Annotated in this window: 17 protein-coding genes; 9 read left to right on the forward strand and 8 right to left on the reverse strand. The window is 67.3% G+C overall.

Translation table 11 applies throughout. The features are described 5' to 3' along the window. Positions 1-391: 391 nt before the first annotated feature. The gene (hemL, locus tag RR42_RS04235) at positions 392-1,681 is read right to left on the reverse strand and encodes a glutamate-1-semialdehyde 2,1-aminomutase (protein ID WP_043344414.1); all 1,290 of its coding nucleotides are present in this window, start codon (positions 1,679-1,681) and stop codon (positions 392-394) included. Between the two features lie 215 nt (positions 1,682-1,896). Here hemL and RR42_RS04240 point away from each other — a divergent pair, with 215 nt between their 5' ends. The 6 genes from RR42_RS04240 (at position 1,897) to RR42_RS04265 (ending at position 12,446) form a co-directional block, all read left to right on the forward strand. Then, positions 1,897-2,067 (forward strand): rubredoxin, encoded by a 171-nt coding sequence (locus RR42_RS04240; RefSeq protein WP_006159034.1) that lies wholly within the window; start codon positions 1,897-1,899, stop codon positions 2,065-2,067. A 446-nt stretch (positions 2,068-2,513) separates the two neighbouring features. Then, on the forward strand, positions 2,514-3,008 hold the full coding sequence (locus RR42_RS04245) for a response regulator (protein WP_006159033.1): 495 nt from the start codon (positions 2,514-2,516) through the stop codon (positions 3,006-3,008). A gap of 26 nt (positions 3,009-3,034) precedes the next feature. After that, on the forward strand, positions 3,035-3,403 hold the full coding sequence (locus RR42_RS04250; protein WP_043344417.1) for a response regulator: 369 nt from the start codon (positions 3,035-3,037) through the stop codon (positions 3,401-3,403). Positions 3,404-3,469: 66 nt separating this feature from the next. Further along, positions 3,470-4,057, forward strand: a complete 588-nt coding sequence (locus RR42_RS04255) for a chemotaxis protein CheW (RefSeq protein WP_043344419.1) — start codon at positions 3,470-3,472, stop codon at positions 4,055-4,057. An 87-nt stretch (positions 4,058-4,144) separates the two neighbouring features. Next, positions 4,145-6,313, forward strand: a complete 2,169-nt coding sequence (locus tag RR42_RS04260) for a methyl-accepting chemotaxis protein (RefSeq protein WP_043344421.1) — start codon at positions 4,145-4,147, stop codon at positions 6,311-6,313. 85 nt (positions 6,314-6,398) lie between these two features. Further along, positions 6,399-12,446: an Hpt domain-containing protein gene (locus RR42_RS04265; protein ID WP_043344422.1), complete on the forward strand. Its 6,048-nt coding sequence runs from the start codon at positions 6,399-6,401 to the stop codon at positions 12,444-12,446. 476 nt (positions 12,447-12,922) lie between these two features. On the opposite strand, the gene RR42_RS04270 is transcribed toward RR42_RS04265, so the two are convergent. The 3 genes from RR42_RS04270 to RR42_RS04280 all read right to left on the reverse strand — a co-directional run bounded on the left by RR42_RS04270 (position 12,923) and on the right by RR42_RS04280 (position 16,015). After that, on the reverse strand, positions 12,923-14,227 hold the full coding sequence (locus tag RR42_RS04270; protein WP_043344425.1) for an MFS transporter: 1,305 nt from the start codon (positions 14,225-14,227) through the stop codon (positions 12,923-12,925). Positions 14,228-14,343: 116 nt separating this feature from the next. Beyond that, the gene (locus tag RR42_RS04275; RefSeq protein WP_006162792.1) at positions 14,344-14,586 is read right to left on the reverse strand and encodes a hypothetical protein; all 243 of its coding nucleotides are present in this window, start codon (positions 14,584-14,586) and stop codon (positions 14,344-14,346) included. After that, a complete protein-coding gene (locus RR42_RS04280; protein ID WP_043344427.1) occupies positions 14,579-16,015 on the reverse strand; it encodes an aldehyde dehydrogenase family protein in 1,437 nt (478 codons plus the stop codon). Before RR42_RS04280 ends, RR42_RS04275 begins: the two co-directional genes overlap by 8 nt. 189 nt (positions 16,016-16,204) lie before the next feature. On the opposite strand from RR42_RS04280, the gene ppa reads away from it, so the two are divergent. Both ppa and RR42_RS04290 read left to right on the forward strand, forming a co-directional pair. After that, positions 16,205-16,732, forward strand: coding sequence for an inorganic diphosphatase (ppa, locus tag RR42_RS04285; RefSeq protein WP_043344428.1), 528 nt, complete (start codon positions 16,205-16,207; stop codon positions 16,730-16,732). 180 nt (positions 16,733-16,912) lie between these two features. Beyond that, positions 16,913-17,467 carry a cytochrome b gene (locus RR42_RS04290; protein WP_043344431.1) on the forward strand — a complete coding sequence of 185 codons (555 nt, stop codon included), beginning with the start codon at positions 16,913-16,915 and terminating at the stop codon, positions 17,465-17,467. Positions 17,468-17,496: 29 nt separating this feature from the next. Here the strand turns inward: RR42_RS04290 and RR42_RS04295 are convergent, their stop codons facing one another. Continuing rightward, positions 17,497-18,663, reverse strand: a complete 1,167-nt coding sequence (locus RR42_RS04295) for a GNAT family N-acetyltransferase (protein ID WP_144409875.1) — start codon at positions 18,661-18,663, stop codon at positions 17,497-17,499. 345 nt (positions 18,664-19,008) lie between these two features. On the opposite strand from RR42_RS04295, the gene glnK reads away from it, so the two are divergent. Continuing rightward, the gene (gene glnK, locus RR42_RS04300; RefSeq protein WP_006162803.1) at positions 19,009-19,347 is read left to right on the forward strand and encodes a P-II family nitrogen regulator; all 339 of its coding nucleotides are present in this window, start codon (positions 19,009-19,011) and stop codon (positions 19,345-19,347) included. 95 nt (positions 19,348-19,442) lie between these two features. On the opposite strand, the gene RR42_RS04305 is transcribed toward glnK, so the two are convergent. From RR42_RS04305 to trxB, 3 genes are all read right to left on the reverse strand, one after another. Continuing rightward, positions 19,443-20,084, reverse strand: a complete 642-nt coding sequence (locus tag RR42_RS04305) for a trimeric intracellular cation channel family protein (RefSeq protein WP_043344436.1) — start codon at positions 20,082-20,084, stop codon at positions 19,443-19,445. Positions 20,085-20,097: 13 nt separating this feature from the next. Then, positions 20,098-20,802 carry a Smr/MutS family protein gene (locus RR42_RS04310; RefSeq protein WP_043344439.1) on the reverse strand — a complete coding sequence of 235 codons (705 nt, stop codon included), beginning with the start codon at positions 20,800-20,802 and terminating at the stop codon, positions 20,098-20,100. A 133-nt stretch (positions 20,803-20,935) separates the two neighbouring features. Further along, positions 20,936-21,883, reverse strand: a complete 948-nt coding sequence (gene trxB, locus RR42_RS04315) for a thioredoxin-disulfide reductase (RefSeq protein ID WP_043344442.1) — start codon at positions 21,881-21,883, stop codon at positions 20,936-20,938. Between the last annotated feature and the right edge of the window lie 22 nt (positions 21,884-21,905).

A 21,905-nucleotide genomic window follows, 5' to 3' on the forward strand; every position in this document is an offset into this window, starting at 1 on the left:
ATCAAATTACCATTCGGCGTAGCCGTGATTTGCGCCTCCAGGCGGAAATCACCCGAGCGCGATGCGCAGCGAGCCGTCTGGGTTTTCATCTCCCGTTATGGGGCGCCTCGTCGGCAGGCAAAAAGAGCGGAAAAGAGGGGGCCATGTTTGAGCATCGCCTTAAGGCGATGTGAGTTTGGCCCCCGGCCGCTCTTTTTGCCTGCCGACGAGGAGGCTTTCGCCCCATCCGGGTCGCTTCTTTGCCTACTTTCTTGGCGAGACAAGAAAGTAGGTCGCCTCCCCGCAGGGGAGGTGAAACTGCCTTTGACTTTCAGCTTTTGCCCTTGAAGTGGCAGTAAAGCCGTTGCAGTTGCAGTTGCAGTTGCAATTCAAAGACCACAAACACAGCCCCTCAAGCCACGAAAGCCTTGCGGGCCGCTTCAATCGTGGTAGCGAGAATCGCATCGTCATGCTGCGCCGAGACGAAGCCCGCCTCAAAGGCGGACGGCGCCAGGTAGACGCCGGCATCCAGCATGGCGTGGAAGAAGCGGTTGAAGCGCGCGGTATCGCACTGCGTGACTTCAGCAAAGCTGCCCGGCACACCCTCGCGGAAGTACAGGCCGAACATGCCGCCGATGGCATCCGCCGCGAACGGCACGCCGGCATCAACCGCAGCCGCGGCCAGGCCGTCGGCCAGCTTGCGGGTTTGCGCGGCAAGGCGGTCATGGAAGCCCGGTGCCTGGATCAGCTTGAGGGTGGTCAGCCCGGCCGCCACCGCCAGCGGGTTGCCCGACAGCGTGCCGGCCTGGTACACGGCGCCCAGCGGCGCCAGGCAGGCCATGATGTCGCGCCGCCCGCCAAAGGCTGCCGCCGGCATGCCGCCGCCGATCACCTTGCCCAGGCAGGTCAGGTCCGGCGTGATGCCGTAATGCGCCTGCGCGCCGCCCAGCGCGACGCGAAAGCCGGTCATCACCTCGTCGAAGATCAGCACCGCGCCATGCCTGGTGCACAGCGAGCGCATGGCTTGCAAGAACGCATCGCTTGCGCGCACCAGGTTCATGTTGCCGGCCACCGGCTCCACGATCACCGCGGCGATCTCATCGGCGTGCTTGATGAAAGCTTGCTCGAGCTGCTCGACGTTGTTGTACTCCAGCACCATGGTGTGCTTGGTCACGTCGGCGGGCACGCCGGCCGAGGACGGCGCGTTCTTGGTGGTGTCGGCAAAGGTCAGCAGGCCGGAACCCGCCTTGACCAGCAGGCTGTCGGCGTGGCCGTGGTAGCAGCCCTCGAACTTCACGATCAGGTCGCGCTTGGTGAAGCCGCGCGCCAGGCGCAGCGCGCTCATGGTGGCCTCGGTGCCGGAGGAAACCAGTCGCACCTGCTCGATCGACGGCACCAGCTTGCAGATTTCCTCGGCCATCTCGATCTCGGCCTCGGTCGGCGCGCCGAACGAGAAGCTGTGGGCTGAGGTCTCCTGCACCGCGCGCACCACTTCGGGGTGGGCATGACCGACGATCATCGGGCCCCAGGAGCCGATATAGTCGATATAGCGCTGGCCGTCGGCGTCCCACATGTAAGCGCCTTCGGCGCGCGTGATGAAGCGGGGCGTGCCGCCCACCGAGCGGAAGGCGCGCACGGGCGAATTGACGCCGCCCGGAATGGTTTGCTGTGCGCGGTCGAAGAGCTGCTGGTTACGAGACATGGCTTTGCGTGAAATCAAAAGCGGGAGAAACGCGTTCTAACGGGCAGCAAGTTACCTTGAAGATGCCTGCAAAAAGGATCAAATGCGAGGCATTTACGCGGTAACGTGCGCGAACACGGCGTATTTGGCCCGAATCCTGCTAACCCGGCTGGCGCCGGCGGCGCCGATTCGGTACCATCTGGCCCTGAATTTTAATGGAGAGTGACTGGACCGTTATGGAATACAAGACCTGGATGTGCCTGATCTGCGGCTGGATTTACGACGAAGCTACCGGCGCGCCCGAAGACGGCATTGCCCCCGGCACCAAATGGGAAGACGTGCCCATCAACTGGACCTGCCCGGAATGTGGCGCGCGCAAGGAAGATTTCGAGATGGTGGCGCTCTGATGTTCTGCAGGGTGCCTGGAGTTGCTGAACCGCAACGCTAGCACCGCCGCGTCGCCAGCCAACACAGGCTGGATGGCGTGATCTGGCCATGCGTCACCATGACGCGACCGTGACGACCCCGCTTGGGGCCTCAGCCAGCCGCGTCGCGTCGCGTCGATGCGACAGATCGCCAGGGGCTGCCCGAGATTCCGGATTGACGGCCCCACGGCGACTTGTCACACTCTGTTTCAAATTTGAAAATCCACCCTTCGGGGGGTGGACTGCGGCAGGCGCGGGTACCACGCGCCGCCGCTTGCCGGGCACCGGGGCTTTCCGGCCGGCGTGTTTTCGGGAATTAGAACGTTTTGTTTCGGGGGTCCGTCGGGGCAGCCAGGCTGCCTTGCGCGGAAGTTCTCAAGTGAATGCCGGCGTTTCCGTCAGGGAAGCACGCCGGTCGCGGGAACGAGATGCGGGTCGCTCAACTACAAGAAGGTATTCGGGTCAACGCCGAGGTCAGCGGCGCGGTCGAGGCTGGCGCTGGCGCGAGCGGCGCTGCTGCGCCTGCGCGCCGCAAGGTGCTCGTGATCGACGATTCCAGCACCATCCGCCGCACCGCGGAGATCTTCCTGTCCCAGGCCGGTTGCCAGGTGCTGCTGGCCGAAGACGGCTTCGAGGCACTCGCCAAGGTCGGCGACATGCATCCGGACCTGATCTTCTGCGACATCCTGATGCCGCGCCTGGACGGTTACCAGACCTGTGCCCTCATCAAGAAAAGCCCTCGGTTCCATGCCATCCCGGTGATCATGCTGTCCTCCCGCGACGGCGTGTTCGACCGTTCGCGCGGCCGCCTGGTCGGCGCGCAAGACCATCTCGCCAAGCCTTTTACCCGTGAGTCGCTGCTGCAGGCGGTAGACGCCTGCGTGCCACGTGCCGCTGCCGTGGCCAGCCCCTTGCCGGCTTGAGCGCAATCCAAGGAATCCCAATCATCATGACTATCAGCAAAATCCTTATCGTCGACGACTCCCCCACCGAAGCCCTGTTCATGTCCGACCTGCTCGGCAAGAAGGGCTTCAAGGTCTCGGTGGCCGGCAATAGCGAACAGGCCTTCGCCCGGCTCGAGAAGGAACCCTTCGACCTGATCCTGATGGACGTGGTGATGCCCGGCCAGAACGGCTACCAGGCGACCCGCGCGATCAAGCGCGACGACCGCTTCAAGGACATCCCCGTGATCATGTGCACCAGCAAGGGCCTGGACACCGACCGCATCTGGGGCATGCGCCAGGGCGCGGCCGACTACGTCGTCAAGCCGGTCGATGGCGAAGAACTGCTGACCAAGATCGCCGCGCTGGCACACTGAGCCGCGCGCCGGTTTCCTGCCCGCTTGCATCCGAGCCCATCCTTGCCTTCTCACCGGAACCCCACCATGACCGCGCCGCGCCAGGATCTTCGTGCCCGCCAGACCCGGCTGCAGGACTACCAGGCCATGCTGGCCCGCCGGCTGCGTGAGGCGCGCAGCCTGCCGGCGGTGGACAGCTTCCTGGGCCTGCAGGTGGGACAGCGGCACTGGCTGCTGCCGTTGCCGGAGACGGGCGAGGTGCTCGAGATGCGCCAGCCCAGCCGCGTGCCGCTCACGCAGTCCTGGTACACCGGGCTGGTGAACGCGCGCGGCAGCCTGCTGGGCGTGATCGATTTTGGCCTGTTCTGCGGCGAGGGAGCCACCGCGCTGCAGCCGGGCAGCAAGATCGTGGTGCTGTCGCGCCAGGTGGAGCGCGCCTGCGGCATCCTGGCCACGCGCGTGATCGGGCTGCGCCATGCCGGAGACCTGTCGTTGCCGGTGGAAGCGGCGAATGCGCCGAATGCGCCGAACGCGCCGCCGGCGGGGCCGGAGGCGGTGCCGGACTGGGAGGGCGCGCGTTTTGCCGATCGCGACGGGCGCGACTGGCAGGTGCTCGATGTGCGCAGGTTGCTGGCGTCGCCGGCTTTCCTGCAGGTGGGCCGGCAGGCTGCCTGAGCGCTGCGCGGCGCCGTTCGCAAGGACGCGACGATGCGGCGGGCGCGACGACAAATCAAATTCAAAAAATAACGGACAGAGGGTGCTATGGGTTTCAAGATGTTCAGCCTGGGTCGCCAGGCGCCGGCGGCCGGTGCCGCCGAACTGGCGGCAGACGCCGCAGCCGCGCCCAGCACGCGAAGCACCCCGGCCGAGACGCTCTCGGGCCGGCTGTCCCGCATCCCGTTTGCCAGCCAGCAGCGCGCGCTGACCACCGGCGTGGTGGTGTCGCTGGCGGCGCTGCTGGCATCGGTGTATTTCGATAACCGCGAAGCCAACAACGGCGCGGCGCAGATCGAGATCGCCGGCGACATGCTGATGCACTCGCAGCGCCTGGCCAAGGCCGTGCCGGTGGCGCTGCTGGGCAATGCGCAGGCGTTCACGCAGCTGCGCCAGTCCAAGAGCGAGCTCGCGGACGACTTGCAGGCGCTGCAAAACGGCAGCGATGCGAAGCACGTGCGCGCGACCGGCGCGGCCGCCGCGCCGCTGCTGGAAAAAGCCATGGAGTCCTGGCAGCGCACCGAGAAGAGCGCCGGTGACGTGCTGGCCCAGCAGCCCACCCTGACCACCATCGGCCAGACGCTGCAGATCTTCAACGCCTCCAACCCCGAACTGCTGGAAAGCGCGGAGCAGGTGGCGGCAATCAAGCTGCAAAGCGGCGCCAACGCGCGCGAGGTGGCTGCCTCCGCGCAGCTGGTGATGCTGACGCAGCGACTGGGCAAGAACCTCAACGAGTTCCTGGCGGGCGAAGGCGTCAACCCGGAAACCGCGTTCCTGCTCGGCAAGGACACCAATACCTTCCGCGAAACCCTGGACGGCCTGATGAATGGCAGCGAAGCGCTGCGGCTGTCGGCGGCGGGAGATGCGGAAACCCGTGGCTACCTGCAGCAGCTGTCGCAACGCTTTGACGCGGTGCAGAAGACCACCCAGACCATCCTGCAGAACCTGCCCGGCCTGATCGCCGCCAAGCGCGCGCAGCAGCAGATCTTCAACGACAACGAGGCACTGCGCGGCGAGCTGTCCGCGTTGCAGGCTGCTTATGCGCAAGGCGCGCGCATGCGCCCGCTGACGCTGGGCGCCACCATCGTCTCGGCCTTGCTCACGCTGCTGTTCCTGGCGGGCCTGGCCGCGCTGTACCTGCGCGACTCGCGTGCCCGTACCCTCGAAGCCGAGGCCCGCGAGCGCGAGGCCGAAGCCCGCCGCCTGGATGAAAAGCGCAACAACGACGTGACCCAGAAGGCGATTTTGCAGTTGATGAACGAGCTGCAGGACATCGCCGACGGCGACCTGACCAAACAAGCCACCGTGACCGAGGACATCACCGGCGCCATCGCCGACTCGGTGAACTACACGGTGGAAGAATTGCGCGAACTGGTCGGCCGGGTGCAGCAGACCGCCGGCGAGGTGACGCAGGCATCGGGGCAGGTGCAGGACACCTCGACCGAGCTGGTCGCCGCCTCGGAAGAGCAATCGCGCCAGATCCGCCAGACCGGCGAATCGGTGGTGGAAATGGCGGACCGCATCACGCAGGTCTCGCGCGGCGCGGCGGAATCCGCCAACGTGGCGCGCGCCTCGCTGGCCGCGGCCGAGCAGGGCCAGCACGCGGTGCAGAACGCCATCGTCGGCATGAACGGCATCCGCGAGCAGATCCAGGACACCTCCAAGCGCATCAAGCGCCTGGGCGAATCCTCGCAGGAGATCGGTGAAATCGTCGAGCTGATTTCCGACATTACCGAGCAGACCAACGTGCTGGCGCTGAACGCCGCCATCCAGGCCGCATCGGCCGGTGAAGCCGGGCGCGGCTTCTCGGTGGTGGCCGAAGAAGTGCAGCGGCTGGCAGAGCGCTCCGGCGAGGCAACCAAGCAGATCGGCGCGCTGATCCGCACCATCCAGACCGACACCCAGGACGCAGTGCACGCCATGGAGCGCAGCACCCAGGGCGTGGTGGAAGGGGCCAAGCTGTCGGACAATGCCGGCGCCGCGCTGGTGGAGATCGGCCGCGTGTCGCGCCAGCTCGCCGAGCTGATCGAGCAGATTTCCCAGACCACCTCGCATGAGGCGGGGCTGGCTACCGCGGTGGCACGCAATATCGAAGGGATCCTGCAGGTGACCGAGCAGACCTCGTCCGGCACGCGCCAGACGGCACTCTCGGTGCGCCAGCTGACCTTGCTGACCGAAGAGCTGCGTAATTCGGTGCTGCGATTCAAGATCGCCTGACGAGTCAGCATTGGTGTTCAACGCGAGCCCGCGCGGATGCGGGCCACGGACCGGCGCCACCGCATTGGACGCATTGGAAGCAGTCATGTCATTGAATTTCCCTGTCTCGCGCGAGGCCGCCGGCGCCGATCCGGCCGTGCAGGATCCGCTGGCGCCGATCCCTTCGCCGGACTTGTCCGCCGAGCTGGCCGCCCCGGCCAGCAAGCCTGCGGCGCCGGTGGCTCGTGATCTTTCCGTGCTGGCCTGGCTGGCGCCGAGCCTGCGCGCCGCGCTGGACGACGCCGCCGCGGAGCTGGGCCACTACGTCGATGAAGTGCAGCAAGCGCCCGAGGCGCTGGGCGCGCGCGACACCACCTCGCTGCGCCTGGCCGGCCAGCACCTGCACCAGGCCGCCGGCGCGGTGCACATCGTTGGCCTGCGCGGGGTCGATCCGTATTGCCAGGCGCTGCGCCGCCTGCTTGAAGGCATCGATGGCGGCGCCGTGCCCGCCGACGCCCGCACGCTGGCCGCGTTCCGCCTGGGCGTGCAAGCGCTGGCCGAGTACGTCGACGACCTGATGGTTGGCGACGACGAAGATCCGGTGCGGCTGTTCTGTTCCTATGCCGACGTGCTGGGCCGCCTTGGCGAAGACCGCGTGCACCCCGCCGACCTGTGGGTGGACGAGCTGCAGATGCTGCCCGGCATCTTGCTGCCGATGCGCATGGCCTCCACGGTCACACGCGCGCGCCAGCGCTTCGAGGCGGCGTTGCTCAAGGCGCTGCGCCTGCCGGTCCCGTGCGCCGAGCCGGGCCTGTTGCACGAGGCCTATCTGCCGCTGGAGTCCGCGCTGGAAGACGTACGCGCGAGCGAGCAGGAACTGCGCCGCGCCACCGATCATCCGGACCGCGGCGTGTGGCATGTGCTGGCCCTGGTGTTCGGCGCGCTGGCCCACGGCCTGCTGCCCTCGGACCTGCTGGCCAAGCGGCTGGCGGGGCGTGCCCACCTGCTGCTGCGCCAGTACCTGCAAGGCCAGGTGCGGGTGCCACAAGCCTTGCTCAACGACGCCGTGTACCTGCTGGTCACCACCGCCGGCGCGCAGCCGGCGGACGAACCGCAGAGCGCGCCCGTGCTGGTGCTGCGCTCTGCCATTCGCGAATGCCTGCAAGCCTTCCGCATCGATGCGGCGCATGCCGCGGTGCATGCCGACTTCCGCATGCGCTATTACGGCTGGCTTGACCCGATCGACACCCGCAACCTGCAGCAGGCGGCCAGCGCGCTCGAGCGGGCCGCTGCCGCTGGCCCGGATCACGGTGAGTGGCATAACGCGCTCGCCGTGCTGGCCGAAGCCGCGCAGCCGCTGGCACAGCCGGCGCTGCTGCGCTGCCTGGATGCCGCGCTGCGGGTCCGACCCGGTGCCGATGATTCCTTTGGCACCAGCGCCATCGCCTTGTTCCTGGGGCGGGCACTGGCGTTGCCATGGCGCGTGCATGGCAGCACCGGGCACGCCGCGGCGGCCGAGTTCGCGCGGCGGTGCGATGAACTGACCTTGTACCTTGGCGCGCGTGAGCGTGGCGGGCCCGCTGCGCAAGCGCCGCGCTGGCTCGCGCAGATGGTGGACCAGGCGCGCACGCAACGCCTGCGCGAGGCGGCAGTCGCGCAACTGCGTGGCCACCTCGACAGCGGTGAATCCTGGCTCGATGCCTATGACCGCGATGCCGCCCGCGCCGAAGCCGGCGCGCACCTGCGCGACGCCGAACGCGCGTTCGCGGCGCTCGCCAGCACGCTGGCTGGCTTGCGCGAGGCCGGTGCGCTGCCCGAAGCACTGCAGGCCGATGCGCTTGCGGTAGCGGCGGCGCTGGAGCGCGTGATGCCAGCGCTGGAATGGCTTGCTGGCGCTCGCGCCACGCAGGTCGCGGGCGATACCGCCAGCGCTGCCGACGCGGTGAGCGAGCGCGCTGGCCGCCTTGCCGCGATTGCCGGCGAGCTGGGAGTTGTGCACGCCTTTATCGATGCGCTGGCATTTGGCCGTGCCGCATCGGCGCATACGCATGCCGATGCCGTTGACGTTGCCACGCAAGACGAGCAGGGCGGCGCGGTTTCCCACGCGACGCTGCTAGCCAGGGCGCGCGCGGCGGCCAACGATGCGATGCGCCATCCGGCCGCCGCCGACGCGCCCGAAGTGAAGGCGCTGCGCGCCGCGCTGCAGGCGATGAACGAGCAGGCCGCCATCGACGACGCAGCCGGCCTGCGCCGCCAGGCCGGCGAAGCCACTACGCAGCTCAATGCCTGGCTCGCCGGCTCCCACGGCGCGGCCGAGCGCCTGGTGGTGGCGCTGGCCGAGGCGCTGCCCAGCGGCGCGCCCGGCACGCCCGCGCCCGCCGCAGCCATGCCCGCGGCGGCCGACACCGCCGCCATCGATGCCGAACTGCTGGATATCTTCCTGACCGAAGCGGTCGAGGTGCTGGGCGAGGTCGCCAGCGATCTCGGTGGCGGCCTCCCCGCGCTGGCGGATGCCGATACCATCAGCCGCCTGCGCCGCGCCTTTCATACGCTCAAGGGATCCAGCCGGATGGTCGGCCTGCATCGCTATGGCGAAGCAGCCTGGGCCATCGAGCAGGTGATGAACCTTTGGATTGCCGAGGCCCGCGCCCCGGCGCCGGTCCTGCTGGACTTGCTGCTGCGTGCCCACGATGAGCTGTCCGGTTGGGTGAACGCCCTGCGCGGCGATGCCCATGCCGCGCACGATGCCACGGGCCTGCTGGCCGCGGCGCAGTCTGTGCGCGCGGGTGAGCAGCCCGAGCCGGAGCACATTGCCGAAGCGGTGAGCGCGCCTGTGCACGCGGCCGGGCTTGGGCTGGTGGCGACGCAGCCAGAGGACGAGCTGGTGCTGGAAGCACAACCGGGGACGGAGCTGGAACCCGTGCCAGGCATCCAGCCCCCGCACCCGGCAGAGGCGGAAGCAGACAACACCGCGGCCGGGGATGCCAAGGTCATTCCTTTCCGCTTTGCCAGCACGCCAGCCGAGGAAAACGACCACTTCAAGCTGATCGGCCCGGTGCGCATCAGCCTGCCGCTTTACAACGTCTACCTGCAGGAAGCCGACGACCTCATCCGCCAGTTCGCCACCGATCTTTCCGAGTGGCGCCACGAGGGCCGTCCCTGCCCGAGCGAGCTGGCGCTGCGTGTCGCGCACACCTTGCAAGGCAGCGCTTCCACGGTCGGCCTGGAGCCGGTACGCGCGATTGCCGAGGCGCTTGAGCGCCTGATGCTGCAGCTCGGCGCGCACCCGGTGGCGATGCACCCGGGCGACTTCCGCTTGCTGGAGCAGGCGGTGGAGCGCGTGCGTGGCATGCTGCACCAGTTTGCCGCGGGCATCTGGCCCGCCGCCGATGACACGCTCTGCCGCAGCCTGCTGGAGCTTGGCGAGCGCGCCATGGTGCGCCCGCGCCTGGCGCTGCCGGCGGTGGAACTGCTGGCCGAGGCCGAGGACGCGCCGGTTGCGCTGCTGTTCGGCAAGCTGCCCGGCGTGGCCAATGCCGGCATGCTGCACGACGCCACCGTCACGCCACTGCATGCGGTGCAAGCACAAGCGGCGCCGGCTGTCACGGATACGCCGGACGAGCAAGCCACCGTGGTCACCGAGGAAGCCCCCGATCCGGCGCTCGTCGAGATTTTCCTGGAAGAAGCGCACGGCAGCTTGCCTGAGCTGGGCAAGCTGCTGCGAGGCTGGGAGGCCGCCTGCGGCGATGGCGAGCATGCCAGCCATGCCGGCCTGATCCTGCGCGCGCTGCACACGCTCAAGGGCAGCGCCCGGATGGCCGGCGCCATGGCGCTGGGCCAGGCCGCTCACGAAATGGAAACCCTGCTCGATGCCGCCGTGCGCGCCGATCGCGTCGGGCCGCTCCTGTTCGTGCGCCTGTACGCCTGGTACGACCGCATCCTCGCGCATAGCGAGGCGCTGCAGGCCGGCCGCCTGCTGCCGGTGGACGATCCCGAGCTGATCAACACCATGACCGGGCAGAACAGCGCGCCTGACGAGGCGCCGGTTCCGGCTGCGCCCACGCTCGCACCCACACCTGCGCTTGTGCAAGACGCGCCGCCGAGCGCCACGATACAGCCGTGGCTGCCCAGTGCGCCCATGCAGCCGGTTGCGGCACCCCTGCCGGCGCCCGCAATGGGCGCTGCGCTGGCCCCAGCCACCGATGCCGTCGAACGCCAGCGCGCGCTGGTGCGGGTGCAGGCCCGTACTCTCGATACGCTGATCACCGATGCCGGCGAAGTCGGCGCGACGCGCGCGCGGCTGGAGAGCGAGCTCGACGCGATGCGCAGCTACCTGGGCGAGCTCAACGACAACGTGGCGCGCTTGCGCGGCCAGTTGCGTGAGATCGAGATCCAGGCCGAGTCGCAGATGGCCTCGCGCACCGCCGATGCCCGGCACGCGGTCGAGTTCGATCCGCTCGAGTTCGATCGCTTCACGCGTTTCCAGGAGCTGACGCGGATGATGGCCGAGTCGGTCAACGACGTGGCCACCGTCGAGCAAAACCTGCAGCGCGGCTTCGACCGCGCCGCAGGCGACCTCGACGCGCAGGCCCGGCTCACGCGCGGCCTGCAGCGCAGCCTGATGCAGGCGCGCATGGTGCAGTTCGACGCGCTGGCCGAGCGTTTGTATCGCGTGGCGCGCCAGGCCGCCAGCGAGACCGGCAAGGAAGTACGCCTGCTGATCAAGGGCGGCACCGTGGAGGTCGACCGCTCCGTGCTAGACCGCATGGCCGGCCCGATCGAGCACCTGATCCGCAATGCCGTGGTACACGGCATCGAGTCCGCCGACGTGCGCCGCGCGGCAGGCAAGCCCGCCACCGGTGCGCTCACGCTGGAAGTGCAGCAGGAAGGCAATGAGGTGGTGCTGCACTTCGTCGACGATGGCGGCGGCCTTGACCTTGCGCGCATCCGCGCGCGCGCCATCGAGCGCGAGCTGCTGGCGCCGGACGATGACGCGGGCGAGGCCCGCCTCACCGAGATGATCTTCGCGCCAGGCTTCAGCACCGCGGATACGGTGTCGGAGCTGGCGGGGCGCGGTGTCGGCATGGACGTGGTGCGCGCCGAAACGGTGGCGCTGGGCGGGCGCATCGCGCTGGCTACGCAAGCCGGGCAGGGCACCCGCTTTACCGTGCACCTGCCGCTGACGACAGCCATTACGCAAGTGCTGCTGGTCACGCTGGGCGGACGGCCCTTCGCCATCCCCAGCGGCATGATCGACCAGGTTCAGCAACTGCGCTCGCAAGGCTTGCTCGAAGCCTACAACCAGGGCAGCCTCGACGCGCCCGGCGGCGCCGTGCCGTTCCACTACCTCGGCACGCTGCTGGAAGAAACGCCAGCGGTAGCCGCAGGCAAGAAGTACTCGCCGGTGGTGGTGGTGCGCAGTGGTGCCGAGCGCATCGCCGTGCACGTGGACGAAGTGATTGGCAACCGCGAAGTGGTGGTCAAGCACATCGGCCCGCACCTGGCACGCCTCGAAGGCATTGCCGGTGCGACCACGCTTGGCGACGGCGAGATCGTGCTGATCTACAACCCGGTGGTGCTGGCGCAGCGCTTCGTGCGCGAGCGTGGCGAGCTGGCCCGTCCGCAGCTTGCCGCTCTGCCGCATCTGCCCCAGCCGGCGCAGCAGCCGACGCTGGGCGCGGTGGCCGAGTTCTCGCAAGGCGGCGCGGCTCCGGTGCAAGGGCTGGCCACGCAGCCGACCGTCATGGTGGTCGATGACTCACTGACCGTGCGCAAGGTCACGCATCGCTTGCTGACGCGGGCCGGCTACCAGGTGGTGCTGGCGCGCGACGGCGTGGACGCGTTGCGGCAGTTGCAAGAGGTGATGCCTGACGCGATGCTCGTCGACATCGAGATGCCGCATATGGATGGCTTTGACCTGACGCGCAATGTGCGGGCGGATAGCCGGACCGCGCATATGCCGTTGGTGATGATCACTTCGCGCACGGCGGAGAAGCATCGGCGTTATGCGGCTGAGATCGGGGTGAATGTTTATCTGGGTAAGCCGTATAACGAGGATGAGCTGCTCACCACGTTGCAGCATTTGTTGGGTGAACGGGCTGTCGGGATGGCGGGGTCGGTGGCGCAGATGTTGGGGGAGGATGCGGGGAGTTGAGGGGGGTGGGGGGTGGTTGACTGCAACTGCAACTGCAACCGCAACTGCAACTGATTAACGTCAACTTCAACTGCAGTTTCACCACCCCTGCGGGGCGGCGACCTACTTTTTTGTCTTGCCAAAAAAGTAGGCAAAAAAGGCGCGCCGGATGGGGCGACACCCCCTCGGGATTTCACGAAAAGAGCGGCCGGGACCCAAACTCGCATCGCCTTAAGGCGATACTCAGACATGGGTCCCTCTTTTCCGCTCTTTTCGTGAAATCCCGAGGCGCCCCATACGGCCTCTGAACACCTACACGGCTCGCTTCGCATCGCGCTTGGGTGATTCCCGCCCCTTCGGGCGGGAATCACGGCTACACCGAATCGATGGTCTGGCGATGTCGTTTCCGTTCCCCCTGGTTGGCTCGCCTCTCCCACTTGTGGGAGAGGGGCCGGGGGAGAGGGCGGGCGTACCTTGTTGCGTCGGCCCTCGATCTCCTACTTGTTCACCATCCGCGCCGGCACCGACACCGTCAACGCCGCGCCCGCCACCAGACATGCCGCCAGCAGGTACATCCCGGAGTCCGTGCTCTGCGTCATGTCTTTCAACCAGCCCACCGCATACGGGCTGATGAACCCGGCCAGGTTGCCCAGCGAGTTGATCAGCGCAATCCCCGCAGCCGCGCCTGTGCCCGCCAGGAAGGCGGTCGGCAGGCTCCAGAAGAGCGGCAGGGTGGTCAGGATGCCGATGGTGGCCAGCGTCAGGCCGAGCAGTGCCAGCACGGTATTGTTGTGCCATTGCACCGACAGCACCAGGCCGACTGCGCCCAGCAGCGCGGGAATGGCGATATGCCAGCGGCGTTCGCGGGTGCGGTCGGCGCTGTAGGCCACCAGCACCATGCCGGCCACCGCGCAGCCGTAGGGGATGGCGGTGAGCAGGCCGATGTCCAGCGGGCTTTTCACGCCGGTCTGCTTGATGATGGTGGGCAGCCAGAAGCTCACGCCGTACAGGCCCATCACGAAGCTGAAGTAGATCGCGCTCATCAGCCACACGCGCGGGCTGGACAGCACCTTGCCGATCGGCGCGTCTTCCTTGTGCATGTCCTCGGCGGCGATATTGCGCTGGAGCAGGGCCTTTTCTTCGTTGCTCAGCCACTTGGCGTGGACGATGCGGTCGTCCAGGTAGGCCAGCACCACCAGCCCTACCAGCACCGACGGGATGCCTTCGAGCAGGAACATCCATTGCCAGCCGGACCAGCCGTTGCGGCCGTCGAATGATTGCATCATCCAGCCCGACAGCGGCCCACCGATGACGCCGGAGAGCGCGATCGCGGTCATGAAGAAGGTGGTGGTGCGCCCGCGCCGGTGCGACGGGTACCAGTAGGTCAGGTACAGGATGATGCCGGGAAAGAAGCCGGCCTCGGCGATCCCCAGCAGGAAGCGCAGCACGTAGAACATGGTCGGCGTGGTGACGAACATCATCGCCGCCGAGATCACGCCCCAGGTGATCATGATCCGCGCGATCCAGATGCGCGCGCCGACCTTGTGCAGGATCACGTTGCTGGGCACCTCGAAGAGGAAGTAGCCGATGAAGAAGATGCCCGCGCCGAGGCCGTAGATGGTCTCGCTGAACTTCAGGTCGCCGAGCATCTGCAGCTTGGCGAAGCCGACGTTGACGCGGTCCAGGTACGCCACCACGTAGCAAAGCAAAAGGAACGGCACCAGTCGCAAGGTCACCTTGCGGTAGGTGGCGTCCTCGAACGCGGGGTCGGCGGCGCCGGAGTGTACTGCGGTTGTTGTCATGCTGTCTCCTCTTGGATCTGTCGATCTACATGGATCTATTTTTCTGGTTGCACGATACCGCCGGGGTGGCGCCGCTTGCGGCGCCGGAAAAAAACTGCCAGGTATGGGCGAATGCCTTAGTGGGAGAACGGGCCGCGGCCGCGCAGCGCGTTGGCGACCATCATCAGCGCGAGCAGGAAGGGCAGCGCCACGTAGAGGCACCAGTGCACGCGGTCCCCCACGGTGTCGCCCCATTTGCGCTTGAAGACCTGCAGGCGCGGCATGGCCGAGGGGTTGGTGGCGCGTTTGTTTCTGACGTGCCACGCCATCCAGAAGAAGAAAATGGCGAAGGCGACGGACAGGAAGTTGATATTACCCATGTTGAATTGCGATGGTTTTCAGTGTGGTGAATCCGTACAGGGCTTCGAAGCCCTTCTCGCGGCCGTAGCCGGACTGCCCGCTGCCGCCAAAAGGTAGCTCTACCCCGCCGCCGGCACCGTAGTTGTTGATAAAGACCTGGCCCGCGCGCAGCTTGTGCGCCAGGCGCAGCTGGCGCGCGCCATCGCGGGTCCAGATGCCGGCGACCAGGCCATAAGGCGTGCCGTTGGCCAGCGCAATGGCTTCTGCCTCGGTGTCGAACGGTGTGGCGGCCAGCAGTGGGCCAAACACTTCCTCCTGCGCCAGCCGGTGCGTGGGCGGCACGTCGCGGAACAGCATCGGCACCTGGTAATAGCCGGACTCCGGCGCTTGCGCCACGATCTGGCCTTGCGCCATGGCGGTAATGCCGGCGTGCTGCGCATCGGAGACGAAATCCCAGACGCGCTGCTGCTGCTTGCGGTTGATCAGCGGGCCGCATTCCAGGTCCAGCTCCGACGGCCCTACGCGCAAGGACTCGAACACCGTGGCCAGGCGGTCGAGCACGGCGTTGTAAAGCGGGCGTTCCACCAGCACGCGGCTGCCGGCCGAGCAGGTCTGGCCCGCGTTCTGCACGATGCCGTTGACGATGACCGGCACCAGCGCGTCGATGTCGGCATCGGCAAAGACGATCTGGGGCGACTTGCCGCCGAGCTCCAGCGTGACCGGCACGTGGTTCTCGGCTGCCATCTGCGCGATCAGCTTGCCGGTCTGCGGCGAGCCGGTGAAGGAGATGTGGTTGATGCCGGTGTGGCGCGCCAGCGCGGCGCCGGCTTCATGGCCGTAGCCGGTAACGATGTTCAGCGCGCCCTCGGGCAGGCCGGCCTCGGCCGCCAGCTCCGCCACGCGCAGCAGCGACAGGCAGGCGTCTTCGGCGGGCTTGACCACGCAGGCATTGCCCGTGGCCAGCGCCGCGCCCACGCTGCGCCCGAAGATCTGCAGCGGGTAGTTCCACGGGATGATGTGGCCGGTCACGCCATGCGGCTCGCGCACGGTCAGCACGGTAAAGCCGGGCTGGTAGGGGATGGTCTGGCCGTGCAGCTTGTCGGCCGCGCCGGCGTAGAACTCGAAGTAGCGCGCCACGGCGCGCGCGTCGGCGGCGGCCTGGCGCAGGGGCTTGCCGGTATCGCGCGCTTCCAGCGCGGCGAGCTCGGCCTCGTGCTCGATCAGGGTCAGCGCCACGCGGTTGAGCAGGCGGGAGCGCTCGGCGGGCGCCATCGCGCCCCAGGCGCCGTCGGCGGCCTGGCGCGCGGCGTGCACGGCCACGTTGATGTCGACCGCGTTGCCGCGGGCGATTTCGGCGAAAGGCTCGCCGCTGGATGGGTCGAATACCTTGATGCGCAAGCCGGAGTCCGGCGCGATCAGGCGGTTGGCAACGAAGTGCTGGGCGTGCATTGGATAGCTCCGGCTGGATGCGACTGCCAGGCTGTGGCTGGCAGTGCGCCTGTCGATGCGGCTTTCGGACAATCCGCCATTATCACTCACGGCGCGAGACGCGCAAGGCACGCGCCGCGTCAGGCCTGGGTCAGCTTCGAAACGCTATAATGCCCGCCATCCTCAAACACAGGCATCTGGAGAGCAAGCATGAGCTTCAACCTCGTTTCCCCCGGCAAGGACATCCCGAACGATTTCAACGTCATCATCGAAATCTCCGCCCAGAGCGATCCGGTGAAGTACGAAGCCGACAAGGAAACCGGCCTGCTCTTCGTCGACCGTTTCATCGGCACCGGCATGCGCTACCCGGCCAACTACGGCTTCATTCCCCAGACCCTGTCGGGCGACGGCGACCCCGTCGACGTGCTGGTGCTCTCGCCGTTCCCGATCCTGGCCGGCGCAGTGGTGCGCTGCCGCGCGCTGGGCATGCTCAAGATGACCGACGAGTCGGGCGTGGATGCCAAGCTGGTCGCCGTGCCGCTGGACAAGCTGTCGCCCGCCACCGCCTTCATGAAGGGCCTGTCGGACGTGCCGCAGAACCTGCTGGACCAGATCAAGCACTTCTTTGAGAACTACAAGGCACTCGAGGCAGGCAAGTGGGTCAAGGTGGAAGGCTGGGCCGGCATTGAAGAAGCCCATAAGGAAATCACCGACGGCGTGGCGAACTACACCAAGTAAGCCCCGGCAGCCATGGCCAGTCATGCCCGATTCCGGCGCGTGGCTGAACCGATGCTGAAAAAACCCCGCTGCGGCGGGGTTTTTTGTTGCGCCAGGCTTGATGGAAACCAAAGACGCCATAAAGCCGGTGGGTTAAGCTTCAATCACAGAACAACTCGGCAGGCAAACTGCCTATTCCCCATGTCCACTACCTTTTCGACGCCGTCCACCCTGGCACGGTATTCCGGCCCGGCGGTGTTCTTCCACTGGGCAGTATTCCTGCTGATCGCCACCGCGTACGCCGCGATCGAGCTCAAGGGCTTTCTGCCCAAGGGCAGCGCTTCGCGGGCGTTGTCGATGTCGGTGCACACGTGGGCTGGCGCGCTGGTGCTCGTCCTGGCGGTGCCGCGCCTCCTGTGGCGCCTGGTGCGCGGCGCGCCGGCGCCCGAGCCCGGTCCGCGCTGGATGCAGCTGCTCGGCAGCGCCATGCACTTCGTACTCTATCTGTTCATATTCGCGCAGCCCGTGCTGGGCCTGCTGGCGCTCAACGCCGACGGCCACCTGCTGACGGTGCCAGGCCTTGGCATCGAGCTGCCCTCGCTGGTGGCGCAAAGCAAAGACCTGAAAGAGATCCTCGAGGACGTCCACGGCACACTGGGCACCGCCTTCTACATGGTGATCGGGCTGCACGCCATCGCGGCGCTGTTCCACCACTACATGCTGGGCGATAACACGCTGCGGCGCATGTGGCGCTAGTGCGGCGGGCAAGCCGGCCTTAGCCGGCCTTAGCCGCGTGCAAACGGCGTGCGGTCGTTGAGCTCGTCCAGGTAGGCATCGATGCCCTGGCGCTCGCGCACCAGGAAACGCTCCACGGCATCGGCAAAGGACGGGTGCGCCAGCCAGTGCGCGGAGCGGGTCGCCACTGGCAGGAAGCCCCGCGCCATCTTGTGCTCGCCCTGGGCGCCGCCTTCGAAGGTACGGATGCCCTGGGCGATGCAAAACTCCAGCGGCTGGTAGTACGCCGTCTCGAAATGCAGGCAGGGGTGGTGCTCGAGTGCGCCCCAGTAGCGCCCGAACAGGGTGCTGCGCGCCGGGTCGTCGTCATAGACCACCAGGGACGCGGCAATCGGCTGGCCGGCACGCTCGGCCACCAGCAGCAGCAGGTTCTGCGGCATGGCGGCGCCGATGCGCTGGAAGAAATCCAGGTTCAGGTAGGGCGTGGAATGATGCTCGCGGTACGTTTGCCGGTAGCAGCGGTTGAAAAAGCGCCATTGCGCCTCGTCGATCTCGGGCCCGCGCAACTGGCGGAAGGTGATGCCGGCGTCGGCCACGCGGCGCCGTTCGGCGCGGATGTTCTTGCGTTTCTTTTGCGAGAGCGTGGCCAGGAACGCGTCGAAGCTCTCATAGCCCGGGTTGGTCCAGTGGAACTGCACGCCGTGGCGCATCAGCATGCCGGCGTCTTCCATCAGCGCGGCCTCGTGCTCGTCGGGAAACAGCACGTGCAGGGAGGACAGCTGGCTTTGTTCCGCCACCGCCAGTGCACATTGCAGCAGGCAGCGGCGCGCGTCTTCGTCCTCGGCCAGCAGCCGCGCACCTTGCACGGGCGTGAAGGGAATCGCGGACAGCAGCTTGGGGTAGTACGGCAGGCGATGCTGCGCGTAGGCGTCGGCCCAGGCCCAGTCGAACACGTATTCCCCATAAGAGTGCGACTTCGCGTACAGCGGCATGGCCGCCGCCAGGCGCTCGCCACCCTCGGCGCGTGGCGCCCATAACGTCAGGTAGCGCGGGCTCCAGCCGGTCTCGTCGCAGGCGCTGCCGCTGGCATGCATGGCATGCAGGAAGGCGTGGCGCAGGAACGGCGTGGCCCCGGGCTGGGCTGCCACCAGGGTGTCCCACTCGGCCTCGGGCAGCTCGGACAGATCGAAAACGATCTGCGTGCGATAATTCTCCATCCGCTCGTGTTCCTGCCGGCCTTGTGCCGCAGCCGCCCCCGGGGTGGCCGCGTCGGGCTGGTCGGAGCCGGGCTTGAAAGATTCAGGCTGCATTGCGCTAGATTTGCTCATCATCGGCGCTGCCCTCGGGCGGCGCCCTTGTTCCGGCATGGCTGCTATGGCTGCTATGGCTGCTATGGCTGCTATGGCTGCTACGGCCGCTATGGCTGATCACGCCGCGCCCGCGCAGATGCGGGCGGGCAACGGTTGAGTCTACCGGAAATGGCGCGGTGCGGCAGGCCACATCCCGCTGCCGGCAGGCAGGCTAAAATCTCTCACTAACCAACGACTATATAAGGGGCCAACATGAAGCAGATTACCGCCATCATCAAACCGTTCAAGCTGGACGAAGTGCGCGAGGCGCTGGCTGACGTCGGCGTGACCGGCCTGACGGTAACAGAGGTGAAGGGCTTTGGCCGCCAGAAGGGGCATACCGAGCTGTATCGCGGCGCAGAGTATGTGGTCGACTTCCTGCCCAAGATCAAGATCGAGGTCGTGGTTGCCGAGAACCAGCTCGACACCGTGCTGGACGCCATCGTCAAGGCAGCGCACACCGGCAAGATCGGCGACGGCAAGATCTTCGTGACCGAGATCGAGCGCGTGATCCGCATCCGCACCGGCGAGCAGGACGAAGCCGCCGTTTAAGCATTCGGGCGCCCAGGCCTTTTTGGCGTTCAAGCGCCAGCGGGCAATCCAGGCGATCCCACGGGAGGGGGCGCCTGGATTGCCGCTGTTGTTGCCTAGCTCGGCAGCTTCCAGCCGAAGCGCACGCACAGCAGGCGCGCCGCCGTGATGGTGATGGCGCCCGCCAGCAGGGCCAGTTCCTGTTCGGCCTGCAGCCAGGTCAGGCCAATATAGACGCAGCAGCCGACGAAGGCACAGGTGGCATAGGGCGAGCGGTCCCGCAGGATCATCGGCACCTCGTTGCACAACACGTCGCGCACCACGCCACCGAACACCGAAGAGATGATGCCCATCATGACCGCCACGGTCGGGGTCATCTGCGCCACCAGCGCGAGCGATGTGCCGGTGACGGAAAACAGCCCCAGGCCGATCGCATCGGCCGTGATCATGGTGCGCTCGGACGCCACCCGGCTGACCACCCGTAGCACGAACGACGCGCCGAGCGACATCACGAAGATCAGGATCACATAGCCTTCGTGGTCGACCCAGTAGAAGGGGCGGCGGTCCAGCAACACGTCGCGCACCGTGCCGCCGCCGAAGGCGGTGGCGAATGCCACCACGAAGGTGCCCACGGCATCGAAGCGTTGCTTGCGCGCATCGACCACGCCGGAGACGGCAAAGGCGAGCACGCCCACTACTTCCATGACATGCAGGATCAGGGGCAACCGCCCCATCAGGAGATCGAGCGGCAGATGCATCGTGCGCGCCGTCTCAGGCGTGCGGCTGGCGCAGCAGCACCATCAGCGCGCCGGCCCCACCCTCGGCGCCGCGTGCCTGCACGAAGGCCAGTACTTCTTCCTTCTGTACCAGCCAGCTGCGCACCTTACCCTTGAGCACGGGCGTCTTGTCCGGCGAGCCGTTGCCTTTGCCGTGGATCACGCGCACGCAGCGCACGCCACGCTTGACCGAGCGCCGCACGAACTCGGCCAGTGCCTCGCGCGCTTCTTCGCTGCGCAGGCCGTGCAGGTCGATCTTGTCCTGGGGCACCCATTCGCCGCGACGCAGCTTCTTGACCACGTCCATGCCAATGCCGGGGCGGCGGAACGACAGGGTCTCGTCGGTATCGAGCAGGTTCTCGACATCGAACTCGTCCGAAAGCGACGCGGCCAGCACGGCTTTGTCGTCCAGCTGGGTTTGCACCGGCACGGGCGCCGGGTGGCGGGGCGCGGGAGTGACGCGGTTGCGGTCGCGCAGCGTGTTGACGTTGCCAACGCTGCTGCGGAATACGTCGGCTTCTTCGCGGGCGCGCTGCGCGGCTTCGTCCGCCGCGCGGCGCTCGGCTTCGCGCCGCTCGGTGTCGGCCTTGAGGGAGTCGCGCAAGCCGGACAGGTCGGTCAGGCCGAAACGCTTGGGCGGGCTGGCGGCAGGGGGGGCGGGTTTGGCGGGCTTGGCGGGCTTTCTGGCGCCGTGCGTCATGGCGAGTCTCCGGGGTGCTCGGCGTGATTATAGGGTGGCAGGGCGGGGCGCGGCTGGTGCGTGCGGCGGCATCACCGGCTCGAAAAAGACAAAGGCCGGGCAAGCCCGGCCTGAGCCTTCAGTCTTTGTCTCTTTACTGCAGGGCTTCCACGTAGCGCTGCGCATCCAGGGCTGCCATGCAGCCCGTGCCGGCGCTGGTGATCGCCTGGCGATAGATGTGGTCCTGCACGTCGCCGGCTGCGAACACGCCCGGGATGCTGGTGGCCGTGGCATCGCCGGCCAGGCCGCTCTTGGTGACGATATAGCCGTTGTGCATCTCGAGCTGGCCTTCGAACAGTTCGGTGTTCGGCTTGTGCCCGATGGCCACGAACACGCCCGCCAGCTTGAGGTCTTCGACCGTGCCGGTGTTCACGTTGCGCACCTTCAGGCCCGTCACGCCGGAGTCGTCGCCGGTCACTTCTTCCAGCACGGAGTTCCAGCGGATTTCCACGCGGCCTTCCTTCTCGCGCTGCAGCAGGCGGTCGACCAGGATCGGCTCGGCGCGGAACTTGTCGCGGCGATGCAGCACGGTCACCTTGCTGGCGATCTGGGACAGGTAGAGGGCTTCTTCCACGGCGGTGTTGCCGCCGCCGACCACGGCCACTTCCTGGTTCTTGTAGAAGAAACCATCGCAGGTGGCGCAGGCCGACACGCCGCGGCCCATGAACAGCTCTTCCGACGGCAGGCCGAGATACTGGGCCGAGGCGCCGGTGGCGATGATCAGCGAATCGCAGGTGTATTCACCGGCGTCGCCCACCAGGCGGATCGGGCGTTCGGTCAGCTTGGCGGTATGGATGTGATCGAAGATGATTTCGGTGTTGAAGCGTTCGGCATGCTCCAGGAAGCGCTGCATCAGTTCCGGGCCTTGCACGCCGTTGGCGTCGGCGGGCCAGTTTTCCACGTCGGTGGTGGTCATCAGCTGGCCACCCTGGGCCAGCCCGGTGATCAGCACCGGCTGCAGGTTGGCGCGGGCCGCATAGACGGCGGCGGTATAGCCGGCGGGGCCGGAACCGAGAATCAGCACTTTTGCGTGTTTGGCCATGATGCTTTCCTATGGCTGGTGC

This window comes from Cupriavidus basilensis (assembly GCF_000832305.1).
Lineage (GTDB): Bacteria > Pseudomonadota > Gammaproteobacteria > Burkholderiales > Burkholderiaceae > Cupriavidus > Cupriavidus basilensis_F.